This window comes from Corynebacterium parakroppenstedtii (assembly GCF_019754935.1).
In the GTDB taxonomy this organism is placed as follows: Bacteria; Actinomycetota; Actinomycetes; order Mycobacteriales; family Mycobacteriaceae; genus Corynebacterium; species Corynebacterium parakroppenstedtii.
Window position 1 is genome coordinate 902,281 of sequence record NZ_JAGSOA010000001.1, and the last position, 19,605, is coordinate 921,885.

Here is a 19,605-nt window from a genome sequence, read left to right on the forward strand (position 1 = left end):
GAGTGACCGCCCATGGCTGACTCCACACCGGCACATCTCCCGATCTCCCGCTGGTCCGACCCTGCCTCACTCGTCGTCGGAGCGCGCGTTGTCATCCGACGACGACTGACCGACGCCAGCCCGCACGGGGACCACTTCACCGACGTCATCGGGACGCTCATCTCACTCAACCCGCTGGTCGTTCGTCGGCACAACACCGGGATACCCGGCGAAGAGATCACCATCGACCCACAACTTATCGACGTCATTAAGCCCCTGCCCGCGAAACCCGTGCGCAACAGCGATATCCGGGCCGTGGAACATGCCTACGCGCTCGCGTTCCCCGGCGTGATCCACCACGAGTGGGTACATGGGTGGCTGGTTCGCGTCGGCGATGGAGTGACCGAGAGGTCAAACAGCGCTGTCCCCCTGGAACCTCACACGGCGTTTGACGAGGTTCCCGTGGACGCAATTCGTGCCATATATAAGGAATATGGGTTGCCGACGCTGATTGCCGCGCCGGATCGCATCGCGCGGCCCGCGTTCCGCATGCCCGGCGCGTGGACACGCGGGCCCGAAATCATCACGATGACCAAGGACCTGGAGACCGCGCCGGCGTCGGCGGGTGCGTCGGCAAAAGACGGCTCCGCGGAAGGGGGCCCGGCGGAAGACGATTCAGCGATTAGGAACATTGCCACGCACACTGTGTCCGATGACCTTCTCTCGCGGAACATCACGTGGGAGGTTGGCGAGCAACCAAATGATGACTGGCTATCCCTCTACCACTTCCGCGGCCAACCTCTGCCGGAATCAGCCCTGCGCCAACTATCGCACGAAATCGACGGACTCCTCGGCTTCGGACGCATCGTTATTGATGGAGAGACCGTCGCTATCACGAGAGGAACCATCACTCACTCGCCCGATGGCCGCGCATGGCTGGGGTACTCCGCCGTGGAGGTAGCCGAACACTATCGTCGGCACGGATTGGGCACGCTCATGGGTGCCATCATGATGGATTGGGGCCGACAGCACGGCGCGGACACCGCATACCTGCACGTCATCGAATCGAACACTCCCGGACGCAATCTATATCACAAGCTGGGCTTCGGCGAACACCATCGCCATCGCTACCTGTCGAATGCGTCCACCGCGTGCACGGAGAGTGTAGGCACAACCGCGCGCACCACCCCCAACCCGGATACGTCACACACGAAGTAAGCTCACCCCTATGCGATTGGCCACCTGGAACGTCAACTCCGTCCGCACCCGACTCCCACGGATCGTCGATGTACTCAACCGACACGACATCGACGTCCTCGCCATGCAAGAAACAAAATGCAGCGAGGACCAATTTCCCCGCGACGCCTTCACCGACGCCGGTTATGAGGTAGCCGTCAGTGGAACGAACCAGTGGAATGGGGTCGCGATCGCCTCCCGCGTTGGCCTCACAGACGTCCATACACTCCCCCATCAACCCGGATTCTCAAAGGACCTCACCGCGGAGCAAACGGTCGAACCCCGATCGATCGCGGCGACCTGTGGTGGCATTACCGTCATGAGCCTCTACGTCCCCAATGGCCGAGAAATCAGCAACATCCACTTCACCTACAAACTTCGGTTCCTCGATGCGGTCCGCACCTACGCCGCCACGGCCGTCGATAATGACCCCGAATTACGCCTGGCCCTCGTCGGAGATTGGAATATCGCTCCCCATGACACCGATGTATGGGATCCTCACTTCTTCATTGGGCACACCCACGTCACGCCGCGTGAGCGTAACGCTCTCACAGCGCTCGAGGATGAAGGATTTACCGACGTCACCCACAATTCGGGCTACACGTACTGGGACTACACGGCGGGGCGGTTCGGGCGGAACCAAGGCATGCGCATCGACATGCAATGGGCATCACCTGCGCTCGCGGAAGGCGCTGGAGCGGTCAACGTCGATAAGGATGAACGTGCTGCGAAAGGCAGCAGCGATCACGCCCCACTCATCGTCGACTACGACGGGATTTAACCAGGCCAGTGGTCGATCGATGTGCCGGTGACAAATGAGGCCAGCACGTGTCTCAACCAGTGGTCTAAACCAGTGACTGATAGGAAGCGTATCTCGGGGCAGTTCAGATGTGACGACTATACCCCTCACATCGAGGAGATCCGTGGTTAGCTGCTTCGATTAATTTCCTAAGATATAACTCGTGACTTCCGACAGCATGACCGCACCCGTCTCTAGCGCATCACCATCCCCGGCCACCGACCACGACGGCCACGATAAAGAAACGCGCCATGACCAGGACGCGAACATCGCCGGTGGGTACCCCTCACCGCTCAGTAGAGAAGAGATTCACGTCCTCTCCGCCGCGCTGTATAACTTCCTGTCGGCCATGCGGCGGCTAGTGGAACAGCCCCTTCACTCCATGGAGGTCAATCAATCGGAAATCGAAGTCCTCTACTTCGTGCATAACCACCCCGGCGTCGGCGTATCCGACATCGCACGTATGCGTTTCCTGCGAGTATCTAATGTCTCGACAACGGTTCGCGCTCTCATCGCCAACGGCCTTCTTAACCGGGCATCCAACCCCGACGATAAACGCGCTCAAATGCTCCAAGTGACCGAGAAGGGGTCGCAGGTTCTCAACGATATTGCTGAGCGATGGGCCACATTAATCAACAAAATTACCGACGAAATGAACCCCGACAGCGTCCGAATACTTCACGAGGCATCGGAGCGCCTTAACGAAACAGCCTTTGCCACCGAGCACGTCATTGACGTTATGCAAACGCAGTCAGGAGAATAAAGCGAACCCACAGTACGGTCACGCCATGCGGGGCGAGACCATATGGGGCCATACGAAACGTCGCCGTGCTACGCGTCCCGCTTCACGAACACGACCACCCCGATGACGAAGAGCACAAGTGCCCACACCGCGAAGTAAATGACGCCCCCCGTCGTCCCCCACGGTGCACCATCGAGTTTTCCATCGCTCACCCACGCACTGAGGTTAGCGAAAGGCCGATAGCCTTTGATGTGATTGCCCACCTTTGGGATCAAGGTGATCAAGTCCTCGAGGACGAGCTTCCACAGCAGCATGATGGCGATAGCCCCTGCAGTCTGTCGGACAAGGAACGCCACACCAATTGCCATCACGACGACCAGCAAGGCCTCCACGGCCGTCGTCACATACGCCCGTCCTGAGGAGCCGGAGAACACTTCCATCCCGGAGCCATAGTCACCAGCCAACCACTTGAAGACCAACACGCTGGTGATCGTCGAAAAGAAGGACAACACTACTGCGACCAGGCCATAAACGATCGTTTTCGCTATCGCAATGATCGGCCGCTTCGGGGTCATCATGATCGTCTCATTGATGGTCTTGAAGCGGTACTCCGTTGTCACCAAGAGAGTGGCCATGATGATGATCACCATGACACCAAATAGCTCGAACCCCTGAATAGCGGTGATGGCGTCTATCCTCGGCACGTCCGTCATGTCCTCCGGATCCATCGAATCCAGGGCAGTTTTCGAACCCCACCCCATCAGAGCGGCGAACGCCCAGCTCAAAACAACAATTAAGATCGACGTCCACGCAAACGATTTTGTCGACGCTAGCTTCGTCCACTCAGCACGAATCGAGTTAACCATCATCAGTTCTGTCCTCCCTGAGCTGCCGCGCCGTGGTATTCGACGTCATCACCTGTGAGTTGCAAAAACGCGTCTTCCAAAGATCCGTGGTGTTCTTCCAACTGAAGGACAGGGATCCCATAGGAGTAAGCCACCTTGCCGACGTCATCAGTGGATACCCCGGAGACAACGAATACCTCACGGCCGACGTTATCGCGGTCCATCGTGAAGGTGATATTTTCCTGTTTAAGGGCCTGCGCCATGTGCTCGTGGTCGCCAACGCGCAAGCGCGTCGCGCTACCGCCCCGCGATGACGTGAACTCCTCCACCGTCGTATCGGCGACGAGTTTGCCCCGGCCAATGACAACCAAGTTATCCGCAGTCAACGCCATCTCAGAGAGCATGTGCGAGCTAACAAACACCGTGCGCCCCTCGGCAGCAAGATTCTTGAGAAAGGTGCGCACCCAACGGATACCCTCCGGGTCCAAACCGTTGACCGGTTCATCCAGGATCAGAGTCTCGGGATCGCCTAAAAGCGCTCCGGCCAATCCCAGCCGCTGGCTCATACCCAGGGAGAATCCCCCCGCTTTTTTGGAGGCCACATCGGTTAATCCCACTAAACGCAAAACTTCCTCGACACGATCAGTAGAAATGCCACTGGCCTGTGCCATCCACTTCAGGTGAGTGCGGGCGGACCGGTTCGGATGGACCCATTTGGCCTCTAACAGTGCCCCCACTTCCTTGGCAGGCGCCGGAAATGACTGATAATTCTTCCCGTTCACCGTTGCCGTGCCCTTTGTTGGACGATCCAGCCCGGTAATCATCCGCATCGTGGTCGACTTACCAGCCCCATTCGGGCCAAGAAAACCAGTAACAACACCTGGCTTCACCGTGAAGTCGAGCGAATCTACCGCTACCTTGTCCCCATACCTCTTTGTGAGGCCATGTATTTCGATCATAGAAACCAGTTTGGCATATTTTCAGCAACGAAGACAGACTTCAATCACACTCGCGTCCGTGTAACGCTTAGACTAGAGAGACAGATGTGACAATTGTGCTACCGGCGCGCGACCGGCCTCCCCACCAAGCACAACGATCGCGCACACGGCACGAGCACCGATGCCGAGCAACGGTACAGAAACGTTGCAGCGACGGAAACGTACCGCATCGGCAAAGAAGTAGCACAACGGCATACAAACTGGCGACAGGCGCAACACGTAGGGGGCCCGTATGGCACGAGAACGAGGAACAGGGCGCAACCGCGGCCCATCCCACTCCTCCGACGCAAGCCATATCCGGCTCAGCGCCATGGACGATTCCCTCGAACCCGAAGACGCCGATGCACAGCCAAGCCGCTGGCACTTCCTTCACGATGCCCTAGCCCCCGCATTGAAATTCCCTGGCCGAACGTGGGCCTATTTGCGCACATCTCCAGGTCGGCTAACAGCAATGACAACCATCCTGGTCATAGCCATCGTTGCCGCCGGTGGCGCCCTGACCTACGCCTCATCAACCCGACAAGACCAACTAAACAACTTGGTCAAGAACACAGAGCCACTTTCCAACGCCGCGCAACGGCTATACGGGTCACTTTCCGTGGCAGACTCCACCGCCACTATCGGATTCCTTGAAGGTGGCGTCGGGTCCCAATCGGAAGACGAGCGCTACACCACCGCCATTCAGACCGCGTCGACTGCGCTCGTCGAGGCAGGTGCCGGCGCGAACTCCGACGACCACGAAGTCCTCCAGCTCCTCGCGGTGGTCAACCAGCGGCTTCCCATCTACACGGGGCTCATCGCTCAGGCACGCACGAATAACCGGGAAGGCAACCCCATTGGCGCCTCCTACCTCACCGAGGCCAGCGCCATCATGCAGAACTCCATCATTCCCGCCGCGTCGCGCCTGTACACCATCACCTCCGACCGCGTCCGTCACCAAGCCAGATCGCTGACGCGGCCCATGTGGTTCCCCGCGTCGGGCCTCCTTGCAGCCATCATCCTCCTGATCATCGCGCAATTGTGGCTCGCTGCACTCACCAACCGACGCCTCAACGGCGGTCTGCTCTTCGCCACCGTCGCCATGACCATCGCACTGTTCTGGCTGGCGATATCATCGATCGTCATCGTCGCGGTGGGGAACGCGGACTTTAACCGCGCCTCCGACCCCCTCCACGAGCTAACCGCCTCCCGCATCAGTGCACAAAAAGCCCGAACCGACGAAGCCCTCATGCTGGTGCGGCGAAGCGCGGATCAATCGTCAGCGGATTTCTCCACCACGGTAAGCGACGTCCAAAAGACACTGACACAACTGAAAGATGACGGCACGCTCGACGACGCGGACGACAACCAAAACACTGACGCATCGTCGACCACGAAACCATCAGATGCCCTCGACGACGCAATCGTCGCCGCGAATTCGTGGAAAGTGTCGCATCAGGAACTCGCGAACCGAATCGGCCGCGGGGATTACACCGGGGCCGTCAATATCGCCGTCGGTCGCGATGAGTCCACCTTGAATTCGGAGCGGCAATTCATTCAGCTCGATCACTCCCTGAGGGCACTAATCCAAGACACCCGCAGCAACCTGCGGACCTACCTCGAAAATAGCCAGGACACCTCGCAAAATATCACCCGCGCGGTGCTCATCTTGTCCGTCCTTTCTGTCGTTGGTGTCCTCATCGGCGTTCGTCCTCGTATGCAGGAGTACACATGATCCGCCTGCCGCACACCCCACCCCCATTCCGACACCGAGCACACACCTCCGCCTGCCACCGACTACACCTCCACGCTCGGCGCACCCATCACCCCTGGATCGTGGCCGCCGTCATTCCCCTCGCGATTCTTCCGCTTGCGGCATGTTCCAACATCAGCGGTTCGCACCGCGGGCACAACGGCATCGATATCTCCGTCGCACCATTAACCCCCATTCCCGATGGTGCAATGTATGCCGATCCGCCGAACGAAACGCCGACAAGCCAAACACCCACACCACACACCGCCGCCGACGCTGACACGTACGCCACTCTCGCACCCGATAACTCCACCCCCGAGGAGCGCATTCCGGATATCGTCCGACGCGGACGCATCATTGTCGGAGTATCGTCGTCACTCAATTTTCTCGGCTTTCAAGACCCCAGTAGCGGTAATCTCGAAGGCTTCGATGTTTCCCTCGCCCGTGAAATTGCGCGCGACATTTTCGGCGATCCCGAACGAATCGACTTCCGCTTCCTCTCCTCCGCCGAACGCGTAGACGCACTTCAACACGGCAATGTCGACATCGTCGTCCGCACCATGACCATCGACCGCGAACGCCGATCTAAAGTGGCCTTCTCAGCGCCATATCTCCATGCCCAAGCGCGAATTTTGGCGTCAACCAGCTCACCTATTCAATCCGCCAATGACCTGCGGGACGCCACCGTCTGTGTCACCAAAGACTCGACCTTCCAGCACAATGCACAAGTCATTGCTCCACACTCACGATTCCTCTTTACGAATGACTGGTCCGACTGCCTCGTAGCCATGCAGCAGCACCAAGTTCAGGCCATTATTTCCGACGACTCCATCCTCTCCGGGCTGGCGGCGCAAGATTCCAACACACACCTGGTGGGCCAGCCGTATGGGTCCAGCGACTATGCCGTGGGAATCGCGAAATCCACGCCGGGGAAGAACACCGACGGGCTCGTCCGGCAGGTCAATTCGACCCTAATGCGCATCCGATCCGACGGAACATGGCAACGTCTCTATGACAAGTGGTTAGGCAACTATCTAGGGAATTCCGGCGTTCCACCCGAACCCACCTACGTCCAGGAGGAACCACAATGAGAGATTCCGAACCGATCCCCCGCGACGCCAGGCAGGATTCCGAGGACAATGCTCGGGAAGCTGACAATCATCAGCCCAATGACAATGGCCAGCCCACCGGAGCTGCCACGGTTATGGGAACACGGGCTGTCCCCTTTGACCCATTCGCAGACGATGATGACGACGATGAAATCGATATCGACATCAACGACATTGGTTCACTCTTGCAGTCTGACAATCCTGCGAATACACCGTCGTCAGATGATGAGAATGAGATAACGGGTGCCGGCCCCGGCAGCGCCAAAACCGTGGCCCGCCCGCGTGGGAGCGCGAACGATGCCGGACATGACCCCAGCCGGGCGTCCCGGGAGCGCGCGCTCTCCACATTCCGTGAGCGCCGAGCAGCGTCCCGGCGCGGAAAAGTGGTTGCTGATGGGATGGTGTCGTTGCCGTTCATCGTGCCAACGGATCCGCGGGAATCCGTCATGGATTCCGACACGATTAAGGAAACTGATGCCAAGGCACCGTCACTGCACAAGGGGGACATGGTTGCCGGGCAGTATGAGGTGGTGGGGGCACTCGCCAACGGTGGCGTCGGGTGGATTTACCTGGCTATTGACCATTATGTTTCCGATCGGTGGGTTGTCCTCAAGGGGATGAAGGCGACGGCCAATGAGCAGGACCGGGCGGTGGCCGGCGCCGAACGCGCGTTCCTGGCGGACATTACGCACACGGGCATCGTCAAGATCTACAACTTCGTCGATGATGACCGCTCCCCCGGCGGGTTCATCGTGATGGAGTACGTTGGTGGGCCGTCGTTGCGCTCGCAGCGGAAGAAGCAGCGGGACAGCCTTTTCGCGGTCGACGTCGCTATTGGCTACATGCTTGAGGTTCTGGAGGCGCTGGATTATCTGCACTCACGCGGCGTCGTTTATAACGATCTCAAGCCGGACAACATCATCATTACGGAGGAGCAGGTCAAGCTCATCGACCTGGGCGCGGTCACGGGGATCGGCGCGTTCGGGCATATTTACGGCACGCCGGGGTTCCAGGCTCCTGAGATCACGGAGACCGGCCCGACGGTGCGCAGTGACATTTATACGGTTGGCCGTACGTTAGCGTCGCTTATTGTTCATTTGCCGACGGTTGACGGGCGGTATAAGGACGGTTTGCCTACTCCGACTAACGAGCCGGTGTTTCGCCGCTACTTGTCGCTGTATCGTTTGTTGCTGCGGGCGACGGATCCGGATCCGGAGAAGCGTTTTGCGTCGGCGTCGTCGATGGCGAATCAGTTGACTGGTGTGCTGCGTGAAATTCGTGCGGTTCGCGATCAGGTGCATTTCCCGCATTTACATTCACAGTTTGCTCCCCAAAGGACAACGTATGGAACGAAGCACTTGGTTTTCCGTACTGATCAATTAGTCGATGGCATTGAACGGTCCATTGAGATTACGGCCCCGGAGGTGGTGGCAGCGCTGCCCGTCCCCATGGTGGACGCCACGGATCCGGGTGCTTATATTCTCTCTACGATCAGCTATGCCGAGCCCTCGGAGGCTATTGATTCGCTGTACGCGAAGATGAAAATGCCTGAGTATGCGGAGAGCGTGGAAATTCCGCTGTCCATTGTGAGGGCAATGCTCGATCTCGGGCTTGTTGATGAAGCTCATAATTATCTATCGACATTCGAATCGTCTTTCACCCGAGATTGGCGATATGAATGGTATTCCGGAATCACTGCTTTGCTGCTCAATGATTACGAACAGGCACAGCGGCATTTTGAGAAGGTAATTTTCATCCTTCCCGGGGAGCCCGCAGCCAAGCTCGCCATCGCGGCGACGTCGGAATTGTGGCTTCAGGCCAAGGGTTTATCGATGACCTCGGTGCTGGACAAGCAGACGGCAGTGGCGGCGGCCACGTTGGGGCACGCGTCCGCGTTGCCGTCGGATAGCGCTCTTGAAGCCATGGGTGATCGGTGGGATCCCGTCGGCGACGACCCCGTTGCCCTGCGTTTTCACGCCACGCGGTTATACGGCCTGGTGTGGGCGACCAACCCGACCACGGTGTCGTCGGCCTTTGGTTTGTCCCGCCAGTTCATCGCGGAGGGCGATGTTGCGAGGGCTGTGGAGGCGTTGGACCAGGTTCCGCAGGCGTCCCGTCACCACCGATTGGCCCGCTTGACGACAGTTCTTCACCTCATTTCTGGGCCACCGAAGGATCTGACTGAGGAGCGGATTATCGACGCTGCGCAGCGGCTGGATGAGATCCCAACGAATGAGCCACGGATGGCGCAAGTGCGCGTGGCCGTCATGTCCGCTGGGCTTAATTGGCTGCGAGAGACGAATAGGACTCACGCTACTGTGCCGACGTTGTTCGGCCAGCCCTTTGAGGTGCGTGGTTTGCGGCTCGGAGTGGAGGCGGATCTGCGTCGGATGGCGCGAAGTGTGCAGTACCCGAGCCACAGGTATCACCTGGTAGATATGGCGAATGCGATTCGTCCGCGTACGTGGTGGTAGGGCGTAGGTTGTGCGTCACATTTTGTGTTTTCCGGGAACCGATCGGCGTCGGCAATGGGTGGTTTTTCAGGTGTAATTTTGGTAGAGAGTATGCTAGAAAATGCGTTTCAAGTAGGAAAACCCTGTCAAACCGTTTAAAGTAGGGCACTATGTCTAAAGCTCATCGCCGAATTTCCACCCGTATCGGCGTCTCCGCAGCCGCGTCACTAACCGCCATCGCAGCTCTCGCGGGCGGCGCCACAGTTGCTAACCCTGCTCCCGCTCGTGCGGACGACTTGCCGGCTATCTCGGCGACGAACCCGCAGGATTTCCTCAACCAGGCGCGGGATCAGTTCAATGAGTTCGCTCGCACTGCGTCGGACCGCGGCAGGACCATCGCCCTGGATTGGCGCAACAGCGTCTACCAGAACACTGAGCAGCTAGACCCGAACGCTGCTAACTGGATCCGCACGACCGTCGACGGCTGGATCAACGCCATCTGGCCGAACGCAATTGCTGACCAGGAAGCTCAGCAGGCTGCTGCACGCGACGCCGCTGCCCGCGCTGCTGAGGAGCAGGCACGCCAGGCTGCTGAAGCCGAGGCCGCTCAGCGCGCTGCTGAACAGAATGCAGTAACTGCGCCCTGTGAGGATGGCGCAGAGGCTTGCGTAAACCTCGGCGCTCGTCGCTCCTGGTTGACCGATGGCCACAAGAACATCACCTACGGCCCGGTTCCCATCACTGCTGGCGCTCCGGGACAGGAAACGACTCCTGGCTGGCACAAGGTTCTCCGCAAGGTGAAGGACGAAGTGAGCCACGAGTTCAACAACGCTCCGATGCCTTACTCGGTGTACTTCACGAACTCCGGCATGGCCTTCCACGAGGGTTCCCTGAACCGTGAGTCTGCAGGCTGCATCCACCTCTCCCACCAGGATGCTGAGCACTACTTCAATACTCTCCAAGTTGGCGACGACGTCTTCATCTTCTAAACAGCGTCGCCGTTAGTGCCTAGATATCGCTAGCGGATATCTTTAGTGAATATCTCTAGTACCTCGGTGCCGGCTTGTGCATCGACGATGAGCGCAGCCGGCCTGCCACCTGCGACGTGTTCTTATTGGACACCTAGGTGGTTGGTGTAGCACCATATAGTCCCCGTTACGACGGGGACTTTTTGATAACTTCGAACGACGAGAACTGGACGGTGACATGTGACGATGCGGTACAACGACAAAGTCTTCGCAGCCGTCATGTTCTTCGCTGGTGCTCTGTTACTGATCGTTCGCGCACTGGGATACATCGACGAGTCGTGGACTAACCGACTTTTCGCAGGGCTCATCGTCGCGGCGTCTGTTTTCCAATTCGCGCGGTGGACGCTCAACCGGCGGGCTGCTCAGCCCGACGCGGCAGCGGAGACGCCACCGCGGGCGTAGAGGGGGCCATCCGCAGCCCTCGCCCACGGGCCAAAGCTCTCGTCGTCCGCGCCGCTAAGCCCGTCGTCACTAATGGTGGGCGAAGCCCGCGGCATACCGGGCGATGGCTAATTCCTCATTCGTCGGAATGACAAAAACTTTCACGCGGGATTCGTCGGAAGAAATAAGACGCGCTTCGCGGGACGGCGAGTTGTTCCGCTCGTCGTCGATAATGATGCCGAAATTCTCCAGGTCAGCCATGGTGTCACGGCGAATTCCGGCGTGGTTCTCGCCCACCCCCGCCGTGAAGGTGATGGCGTCGAGGCGCCCGAGGATGAGCATGTAGGCGCCCACGAAACGCCTGATGGAATGCACATACATGTTGTAGGCGCTCCACGCGTCCTGGTCTTCGCGGTCAATCTTTTCCTGGAGGGCACGGAAGTCGTTCACGCCGCTCATGCCTTTGAGGCCGGACCGTCGGTTGAGCAGGTCGTCGATCTCGTCGATGGTCATGCCGTTGCGGGCGAGGTGGAAGACGATGCCGGGGTCGATGTCGCCGGAGCGGGTGCCCATCATGATGCCCGCCAATGGGGTCATTCCCATTGAGGTGTCGACGGCGTGGCCACCACGGATGGCGGCTACGGAGGCACCGTTGCCCAGGTGTAGCGTAATTTGGTTCACGTGGTGGGGCGATTTGCCCAGCAGATCGGGCACGTGTTGGGACACGTACTCGTGGCTCGTGCCGTGGAACCCGTACCGGCGGATCGCGTAGTTCATGGCCGTTTCGGCGTCGATCGGGTACAGAGCCGCTGCGGGCGGAAGCGAGTGGAAAAAGGCGGTATCGAAAATCGCGACATGGGGGATGTCGGGGAGGATTTTCCGCGCAACCGTGATGCCATCCACGTTGGCCGGGTTGTGCAGCGGGGCCAGCGGGATAAGGTCCCTAATCAGGCCGACGACCTCGTCGTCGATAAGGACAGGGCTGTTAAACAGGCGCCCGCCGTGGACAACGCGGTGCCCGCACGCCACCAGGTTCAGTGTGGAGAGCCCGACACCGAGTGAGTCCAAGAAGTTCAGCGCTTCATCGAGCCCCTCGGTGTGGTTGAGAATGGGCAGCTCACGGGTGTGCTTCTCCCCTGCGTACTTGATGGTGATGTGCCCAGTTTCCTCACCGATCTGCTCCACGAGCCCGGAGACGAAGGGGTCATCGGTGGCGTGATTAGCCGGGTTGACCAGCTGAAATTTGATCGACGACGAGCCCGAGTTGAGCACCAACACCAGTTCGTCATTGTGGTTTTCCGATGCTTCGGGGGCGGTGGATGTGTCGCTTGTCTTCATCATGTCGCTTCTCTCTGTGGCGGGTCAGGACTGTGCGGAATCGTGGGTGCTGGTCTGTGCGGCCACCTGCACGGCTGTGACGGCCACAGTGTTGATAATGTCCGGCACGGTCGCTCCACGTGAGAGATCATTGACCGGCTTGTTCAGGCCCTGGAGCACCGGCCCCACCGCCAGCGCGTTCGCGGTGCGCTGGACCGCCTTGTACGCAATATTTCCCGCGTCGAGAGTCGGGAAGACGAAGACCGTGGCCTGCCCAGCAACGTCGGAATCAGGCATTTTCTTCTTGCCGACGGAGGGCTCGACGGCGGCGTCGAACTGGATTGGCCCGTCGATAGCGATGGGGCTGCCGTTGCGTGGCGCGTCGGCAGCTTTACTTTGTGCCAGTTCTACGGCGCGGGTAACTTTATCGACGTCATCGCCCGCTCCGGACGATCCCGTCGAGTAGGACAAGAGGGCAACGCGGGGGTCGATCCCGAAGCTGGCGGCGGTATCCGCGGAGGTGACAGCTATTTCTGCCAGCTGTTCGGAGGTGGGGTTGGGGTTCACGGCGCAATCGCCGAAGGCCCAGAGTTTCCCGCGCATGACCATGAGGAAGATGGAGGAGACAACGGACGAGCCCGGCGCGGTTTTGATGATCTGGAGCGCGGGTCGGATGGTGTGCGCGGTGGTGTGCGCGGCGCCGGACACCATGCCGTCGGCTTGACCGTCGTAGATCATCATGGTGGCGTAGTAGGAGATGTCCTTCATTGTCTCCCGAGCGTCGTCGAGGGTGATGCCCTTCTTTTTCCGCAGTTCAGCGAAGGTGGCGGCGAACTTTTCGGCCTGCTCGACAGATTCGTCGTCGGTGCCTTGGGGATCGGCGATGGTGGCATCGCTGAGGTTGAGGCCGAGTTCTTTGGATCGTGCCGCGATGTCGTCGGGGTCGCCGAGGATGGTGAGGTCGCAGACGTGGTGTTCGAGGAGCCAGTCGGCGGCGCGGAGGATGCGGTCGTCGTCGCCTTCGGGGAGGACAATGCGCGCTCCGGAGGCTCGTGCTTGGTCAATGAGGTTGTGTTGGAACACTTCCGGACCGATGACGGGGTCGAGGTGATCGCTCTCCCCTACAGCCGACGACACCGCGGAGTCGAGTGTGGCCTGGTCGGATGCTGCGATGACGGGGATGCTGGACGGGACGCCGTCGATGGCCTGCCCGTCCTGGGTGACGACGGCGGCGACCGTGGCCCCTTCGCCCTCGGCTGTGGAGATGCCGAGTGAGACGCGGAGCGGGTCGGGGGTGGCGTCGGTAAGGAAGAGGAGGACAACGGGGGCACCGATGCTGGCCGCGATGCGCGAATCGACTGTGATGTCCCCAGTGGCAACGAGTGCGCCCTGCTGTTCATCGGAGGTCTTCTGTTCGGAGGCCTTCCCCTGAGAGGTTTTCTCTACTGCCTCGGCAACAAGTGCTGAGGGATCAGCGGGTGATTCTGGCTCTCCGGAAATGATTCGGGTGACATTTCCCTGAAGGAGTGCTGGTAGGGCGTCGCCTGCTGACGGTCCGAAAGCTCCTCCGACGTCGATGTATAGGGCACACGGCATGTGATTAAACCTCCACAATTACTCAGCGTTACGTGATGATGACGCAGTCTGGTTACTCGGCTTACTCGCTGTTCCGGCGCACGTGTGCTGAACCACCGATGATTCACCTTTGTGGGGTTTGGCACATATGCGGATATGCCCTTCATTATTCCGTTTGTGTGTGTCTTTCGCGACTATTTGCCACTTTCGCGGGGATTGACGCGGCATGAATTTGCAGTAACGTACCAACGGGCAGCAGGTGGGGTACCCGACCCCGCGACAAAAGTAGACAGAGTGGTATAGTTTCGGATTCGCGGAGTTCAGTCGTCGTCGAGCGACGGTTCACGATTCCGCGAATTATATAAAGACAACGTCGATGTTCCCCGGCCCTTCGTCGGAAAGAATCCGAATACAAACGCATCGCAATAAAGATAGAAATTACATCGCAATAAAAGGAGAACCTCAGTCCATGGATCGACCTCTACGTGTGGCCGTCATTGGCTCCGGACCAGCTGGTATTTATGCTTCAGATGCCCTCATGAAGAAATACGACGGTGACGTCGCCATTGATCTTTTTGAAAAAATGCCAGCCCCCTTTGGCCTTATCCGTTATGGCGTTGCGCCCGACCACCCGCGCATCAAGGGAATTATTAAGTCGCTCCACAAGGTGATGAACAAACCTGAGCTCCGGTTGATCGGGAATGTGGAATACGGCAAGGACATCACCCTCTCCGAACTCCAGTCTCTTTACGACGCCGTCATCTTCGCGACGGGGGCCACCGGGGATCGTGCCCTCAACGTTCCTGGTGAGGGTGCCGACGGTTCCTGGGGCGCAGGAGAATTCGTCGGTTTTTATGACGGCAACCCCCTTTTCCAGCGCGATTGGGATTTACACGCCGAGAAAGTCGGAGTTGTTGGCGTCGGTAACGTCGCGGTCGATATCGCGCGTGTGCTAGCCAAAACTGCCGACGAGCTGCACGTTACTGAGATCTCCGACAACGTGTACGAAGCACTGAAGAAGAATAAGGCAACGGAAGTCCACATGTTTGGGCGTCGTGGGCCTGCGCAGGCAAAATTCACGCCGATGGAGCTCAAGGAACTGGATAAGTCCCCCACTATCCAGGTGATTGTGGATCCCGAGGACATTCAATACGACGAGGCCTCTGAGGCGACTCGTCGTAGTTCCAAGATCCAGGACATGGTGTGCAGTATTCTGGAGCAGTACGCGATCCGTGAGATCGAGGACCGCCCCCACAAGCTGTATATCCATTTCTTTGAGTCGCCGGTCGAGATTCTGACGAAGGACGGCAAGGTCACCGGGTTGCGCACCGAGCGCACCGAGCTCGACGGCAACGGTGGGATCCGCGGCACCGGGAAATACAAGGATTGGGATTTGGGGGCTGTTTATCACGCCGTCGGGTACCGGTCTGACCCCGCCGAGGAGATCCCCTTCGACGACAAACACCACGTGATTCCCAACATCGCTGGACGCATTGTGCGCGAGGCCGGTTCGGAGGAAACTCTCGACGGTTTGTACACCACGGGCTGGGTTAAGCGTGGGCCGGTCGGCTTGATCGGAAACACGAAGGGCGACGCGAACGAAACCGTCGACTGCCTGCTGGAAGACCTTGATAATGGCGTGCTGACCGAACCAGAGACGACGGATCCCGACGCCGTGCTGGGGTTGCTGCGCGATAAAGGTGTCGAGGTGACCTCCTGGGAGGGCTACCACGCACTCGAGGCGTACGAGCATGAGCTCGGCGAGAAGGAAGATCGCGAGCGGAAGAAGGTTGTTGAGTGGGACGACATGGTGGTTCACTCGCGCGTGAGTGAGTAATGGTAAAGCCCCCAGGCTTCGTACATGATGAAGCACCGGGGGCACATGGGTTGAAGCGCTGGGGCCAGTTCACGTGGGGTTCGGGGGATTTTTACACTGAGCACGCCCGATCTGCGATCATCGGTACTAAATCGACCCCAAGCGGAGACCCGCATCGGAACCTGACGCCCGGGGCGTCGGAAGGTGAAGATGAATGGCTACGCGTCTTGGCAGCATCGCCTCGTCTGAAACTCAGGCGTTGGTGCAAGGGTTGCGTTTCGAGCGACTGAGATTTTCCCTGCCTATGGGCTAGTTCTTTGGTTGCCATCGCCCACAGTTTTCCAGGTGCCACAAACAAGGGCTGGACTACAACTAGAGGATCGACGGATGATGCGCCCAGTTGCGTGGCCGTCGGTAGTGTCGCGAGTTTTCCTTGTTCTGACTCCCCGTGGTTAGTGCCGCCATGGTGGCTCACGATGTGGTCGATAGCGGCGACACCCTTCGGATGTTCACCCGTTGCAGCCACGGAGGTGGCGCCAATACTCGCAGCTAGACGGCTGACTGCATCGTTGGCCGCGGGATCAGAACTGCCCACGGAGTAAAGGACGCGGATTACAGGGGTAGGCGTCACAACCGAGGCTAGCGCACTTTCGGACGCCCGTTTTGATTGCCCACCGAACACCGCCGAAGCCCCGCTATCAGCATTGCGCTCACTCCCCGAGTTCGACTCCTCAGGGACCAACCGGCTAAAACGCTGCTCCAACACTGCAGCCAGATCGCCACCAGTTCCCAGACCTCGCGCGATGGACATCGTCAGTCCAGAGGCGTCCTGCGCTTCCTTCACCTGTGCGGGAACGTCGACACGCGAGTGGAAAGCATCGGTAAACAAAAGTGGCACGACAACAGCGCGATCGTAACCGCGCTCGGCCAGCCGGGTGCTCACCTGCACGAGGTCAGGCTCGGCGTGATCCAAAAACGCCATGTGAACCCCGAAACGGCCGGCAATGCGAGGTTCTCGGGCCACGGCGTCGGTAATATCGCGAAGCGCGTGCGTCACATGGTTATGTCGACTGCCGTGGGCCAACAGAATCAATGCGGAGCGTGTCGGCCCCGGGCGCTTCGTTGCAGAGTGGTTCACTGTGCCCTCTTCCCTCACGATCGTATTTGTCTAACGCCCGTCTACCAGCACGTTCATGGCTCTCATACCGTCGCCCGATCCGCCTGCTCAGCTTCCCGCGGAAGGACTAAGCCGGCGGCCACGGTATCGCCCGTCTGATCGTCGATAAGCAGAAAAGATCCGATTTTGCCGCCAGGCTGGTAGGGCTCGAACGGGATGGCATCGCGCGTTTTGATCGTGACGCGGGCGAGTTCGTTGGATTCCAGCGTCGTCACGGGTTCGTCGTTGAATTCGCTGGGCCGCGTGGGGAGCAATTCGCCGGAATCGACGTCGATAATGCCTTGAATATCTGACAATTGGGCTTTCGTGGTGTGCGCACCGTAGCGCAGCAGCAACCGCCGACGCACGACGAGCGGGCGCTGGCTGGTGTGGACGATGGTGGCCTCGACGGTGTTGGTGGCGGCGGGGTGCGGCGTTCCCGCGATCAGCGCGCCACGCGATAAGTCAATGTCCGTGTCCAGTTCAACGCTCACGGAGCTGCCGGCGACCGCGCGGGCCGGCGCCTCGACCGGATCACCAGCAATACTGAGCGTTGTGATTCGGGCGGTGCGACCACCTGTGACCGTCACTTCGTCACCAACGCCGACGGAACCTGCCGCAATCCGGCCGGCGAAGCCTCGATATTCAGAGTCGTGGTCGCGGATAACGTAGTCCACCATCAAGCGAAGGTCCTGGTCAGCGGCGTTATCGACTGTAGCGGCGTCGTCAATGTTTTCTAATATTTCGACGATGCTGGGGCCGGTGTACCACGGCGTTCGGGCGGACCGTTCCACCACATTGTCGCCCTTGAGCGAGGAGATCGGGACGACACGGACGTCGTTGAGGTGCGCGCGGTCGGCCAGTGCTGCAACCTGGTCCTCGATGGTGCGGAAGGTGGTTTCGTCGTAGTCGACCAGGTCGATTTTGTTGACGGCGACGACGACATGCGGGACGCCGAGCAGGCCCGCGACTGTCGCGTGTCGGTTAGTTTGGCGGACCACCCCGTTGCGCACGTCGATAAGCAAAATGACGACATCCGCGGTGGACATCCCGGTGACGGTGTTGCGCGTGTACTGCTCGTGGCCGGGGCAGTCCGCCAGGATGAATTTGCGCTGGTCAGTAGCGAAATAGCGGTAGGCGACGTCGATGGTGATGCCTTGCTCGCGCTCGGCGCGGAGGCCGTCGACCAAGAGCGAGAGGTCCGCCTCCGCCAAGCCCCGGGCCTCCGACGAGCGCTGAACGGCTTCGTACTGATCGCTAAGGATCGATTTCGTGTCATGAAGCAGGCGGCCGACGAAGGTGGACTTGCCATCGTCAACGGAACCCGCGGTACAGAGCCGGACCGTGGGGAGCTCGTTGTTGGTTGGGGCGGGGGCGGTGGAGGCTTCGGCGCGGGTTTCGTCGGCAACGGTGTCGAGCGTGGCAGTTGTGGTGTGAGACATCAGAAGTACCCATCTTTCTTCCTGTCCTCCATGGAGGATTCGGACAATTTGTCATCTGCGCGGGTGGCGCCGCGTTCGGTCGTGGTGGAGCGGCGGATTTCGTCGATAATGTCGGCGTTGGTGCGGGCGTCGGACTCGACCGCTCCCGTACATGACATGTCACCGACTGTGCGGTACCGGACGGTTTTCGTGACGATCTCTTCGCCGTCGCGCGGGCCACCCCACTCACCGGGTGAGAGCCACATCCCGTTGCGGTTGAACACTTTGCGCTGGTGGGCGTAGTAAATGGGGGCGAGTTTGAGGTGGCGCGCGTCGATGTAGTCCCAGACGTCGGCCTCCGTCCAGTTGGAGATGGGGAAAACGCGGACATTCTCGCCGGGCTGCACTTTTGCGTTGTAGATGCCCCACAGTTCGGGGCGCTGCCGGCGTGGGTCCCACCCGCCGAATGAATCACGGACGGAAAACACACGTTCCTTGGCGCGGGCTTTTTCCTCGTCGCGACGTGCTCCACCGAGGACGACGTCGTAACCCTGGTTTTCAATAGTCTCGACGAGAGGGACGGTTTGGAGCGGGTTGCGTGTGCCGTCGGGACGCTCGTGGAGTTCGCCGCGGTCGATCCAATCTTGAACCTTAGCGACGCGAAGGGTGACGCCGGGGCGAGCGGCGATCGCGTCGCGAAATGCGAGGACCTCGGGGAAGTTGTGGCCGGTGTCGACGTGGAGGAGTTCGAAGGGGATCGACGCCGGGGCGAATGCGCGGCGGGCAAGTTCGAGGACGACGACGGAGTCTTTGCCGCCGGAGAACAAGATTGCGCCGCGGTCGGCTTGGCCGGCGGCTTGTCGGATAATGTCGATGCCTTCTGCTTCAAGTAGCGCTAAATGTGCAGGTAAGGAGGACGCGACGCGCGTCGGGGCGGCTGTTGTCATGGGTTTTCCTAACTGTGGGGTTGTGTGGGGTGTGGGGGTTGTGTGGGGTGCAGTTAGCGGATGTGGAGTCC

At 59.7% G+C, this 19,605-nt stretch carries 16 protein-coding genes; 9 read left to right on the forward strand and 7 right to left on the reverse strand.

All coding sequences use genetic code 11. From position 1 onward, the window contains the following. The first annotated feature begins 12 nt into the window (after positions 1 to 12). The 3 genes from KCQ76_RS03795 (at position 13) to KCQ76_RS03805 (ending at position 2,777) form a co-directional block, all read left to right on the forward strand. Complete coding sequence (locus KCQ76_RS03795) at positions 13 to 1,197, forward strand: N-acetylglutamate synthase, CG3035 family (RefSeq protein WP_082090341.1); 1,185 nt, start codon at positions 13 to 15, stop codon at positions 1,195 to 1,197. Positions 1,198 to 1,207: 10 nt separating this feature from the next. Then, positions 1,208 to 1,996 (forward strand): exodeoxyribonuclease III, encoded by a 789-nt coding sequence (locus KCQ76_RS03800; protein ID WP_046203582.1) that lies wholly within the window; start codon positions 1,208 to 1,210, stop codon positions 1,994 to 1,996. 181 nt (positions 1,997 to 2,177) lie between these two features. Beyond that, positions 2,178 to 2,777 (forward strand): MarR family winged helix-turn-helix transcriptional regulator, encoded by a 600-nt coding sequence (locus KCQ76_RS03805; protein WP_231725350.1) that lies wholly within the window; start codon positions 2,178 to 2,180, stop codon positions 2,775 to 2,777. 68 nt (positions 2,778 to 2,845) lie between these two features. On the opposite strand, the gene KCQ76_RS03810 is transcribed toward KCQ76_RS03805, so the two are convergent. Both KCQ76_RS03810 and KCQ76_RS03815 read right to left on the reverse strand, forming a co-directional pair. Further along, on the reverse strand, positions 2,846 to 3,625 hold the full coding sequence (locus KCQ76_RS03810) for an ABC transporter permease (RefSeq protein ID WP_052722153.1): 780 nt from the start codon (positions 3,623 to 3,625) through the stop codon (positions 2,846 to 2,848). Continuing rightward, a complete protein-coding gene (locus KCQ76_RS03815) occupies positions 3,625 to 4,560 on the reverse strand; it encodes an ABC transporter ATP-binding protein (protein WP_046203581.1) in 936 nt (311 codons plus the stop codon). The genes KCQ76_RS03810 and KCQ76_RS03815 overlap by 1 nt, the downstream gene beginning before the upstream one ends. Positions 4,561 to 4,831: 271 nt before the next feature. On the opposite strand from KCQ76_RS03815, the gene KCQ76_RS03820 reads away from it, so the two are divergent. From KCQ76_RS03820 to KCQ76_RS03840, 5 genes are all read left to right on the forward strand, one after another. Continuing rightward, on the forward strand, positions 4,832 to 6,313 hold the full coding sequence (locus KCQ76_RS03820) for a GlnX family signal transduction membrane protein (RefSeq protein WP_052722152.1): 1,482 nt from the start codon (positions 4,832 to 4,834) through the stop codon (positions 6,311 to 6,313). Positions 6,314 to 6,414: 101 nt separating this feature from the next. Next, positions 6,415 to 7,422 (forward strand): glutamate ABC transporter substrate-binding protein, encoded by a 1,008-nt coding sequence (locus KCQ76_RS03825; RefSeq protein ID WP_231725352.1) that lies wholly within the window; start codon positions 6,415 to 6,417, stop codon positions 7,420 to 7,422. Then, positions 7,419 to 9,914 (forward strand): serine/threonine protein kinase, encoded by a 2,496-nt coding sequence (locus KCQ76_RS03830; protein WP_046203579.1) that lies wholly within the window; start codon positions 7,419 to 7,421, stop codon positions 9,912 to 9,914. Before KCQ76_RS03825 ends, KCQ76_RS03830 begins: the two co-directional genes overlap by 4 nt. Positions 9,915 to 10,063: 149 nt before the next feature. Then, positions 10,064 to 10,882, forward strand: coding sequence for a L,D-transpeptidase (locus KCQ76_RS03835; RefSeq protein ID WP_046203578.1), 819 nt, complete (start codon positions 10,064 to 10,066; stop codon positions 10,880 to 10,882). 225 nt (positions 10,883 to 11,107) lie between these two features. Then, positions 11,108 to 11,323: a hypothetical protein gene (locus KCQ76_RS03840; RefSeq protein ID WP_046203577.1), complete on the forward strand. Its 216-nt coding sequence runs from the start codon at positions 11,108 to 11,110 to the stop codon at positions 11,321 to 11,323. A gap of 69 nt (positions 11,324 to 11,392) precedes the next feature. On the opposite strand, the gene KCQ76_RS03845 is transcribed toward KCQ76_RS03840, so the two are convergent. Both KCQ76_RS03845 and pta read right to left on the reverse strand, forming a co-directional pair. Beyond that, positions 11,393 to 12,640 (reverse strand): acetate kinase, encoded by a 1,248-nt coding sequence (locus tag KCQ76_RS03845; protein WP_046203615.1) that lies wholly within the window; start codon positions 12,638 to 12,640, stop codon positions 11,393 to 11,395. 24 nt (positions 12,641 to 12,664) lie between these two features. Then, the gene (pta, locus tag KCQ76_RS03850) at positions 12,665 to 14,215 is read right to left on the reverse strand and encodes a phosphate acetyltransferase (RefSeq protein ID WP_046203576.1); all 1,551 of its coding nucleotides are present in this window, start codon (positions 14,213 to 14,215) and stop codon (positions 12,665 to 12,667) included. Positions 14,216 to 14,663: 448 nt separating this feature from the next. Between pta and KCQ76_RS03855 the strand changes: the two genes are divergently transcribed. Then, a complete protein-coding gene (locus KCQ76_RS03855) occupies positions 14,664 to 16,031 on the forward strand; it encodes an FAD-dependent oxidoreductase (RefSeq protein WP_046203575.1) in 1,368 nt (455 codons plus the stop codon). 91 nt (positions 16,032 to 16,122) lie between these two features. Here KCQ76_RS03855 and KCQ76_RS03860 read toward each other — a convergent pair whose 3' ends face one another. The 3 genes from KCQ76_RS03860 to cysD all read right to left on the reverse strand — a co-directional run bounded on the left by KCQ76_RS03860 (position 16,123) and on the right by cysD (position 19,534). Then, positions 16,123 to 17,148, reverse strand: a complete 1,026-nt coding sequence (locus KCQ76_RS03860) for a sirohydrochlorin chelatase (RefSeq protein WP_052722151.1) — start codon at positions 17,146 to 17,148, stop codon at positions 16,123 to 16,125. 62 nt (positions 17,149 to 17,210) lie between these two features. Then, positions 17,211 to 18,608: a sulfate adenylyltransferase subunit CysN gene (locus tag KCQ76_RS03865; RefSeq protein WP_046203574.1), complete on the reverse strand. Its 1,398-nt coding sequence runs from the start codon at positions 18,606 to 18,608 to the stop codon at positions 17,211 to 17,213. Further along, positions 18,608 to 19,534 carry a sulfate adenylyltransferase subunit CysD gene (gene cysD, locus KCQ76_RS03870; protein ID WP_221914793.1) on the reverse strand — a complete coding sequence of 309 codons (927 nt, stop codon included), beginning with the start codon at positions 19,532 to 19,534 and terminating at the stop codon, positions 18,608 to 18,610. The genes KCQ76_RS03865 and cysD overlap by 1 nt, the downstream gene beginning before the upstream one ends. Positions 19,535 to 19,605: the final 71 nt, after the last annotated feature.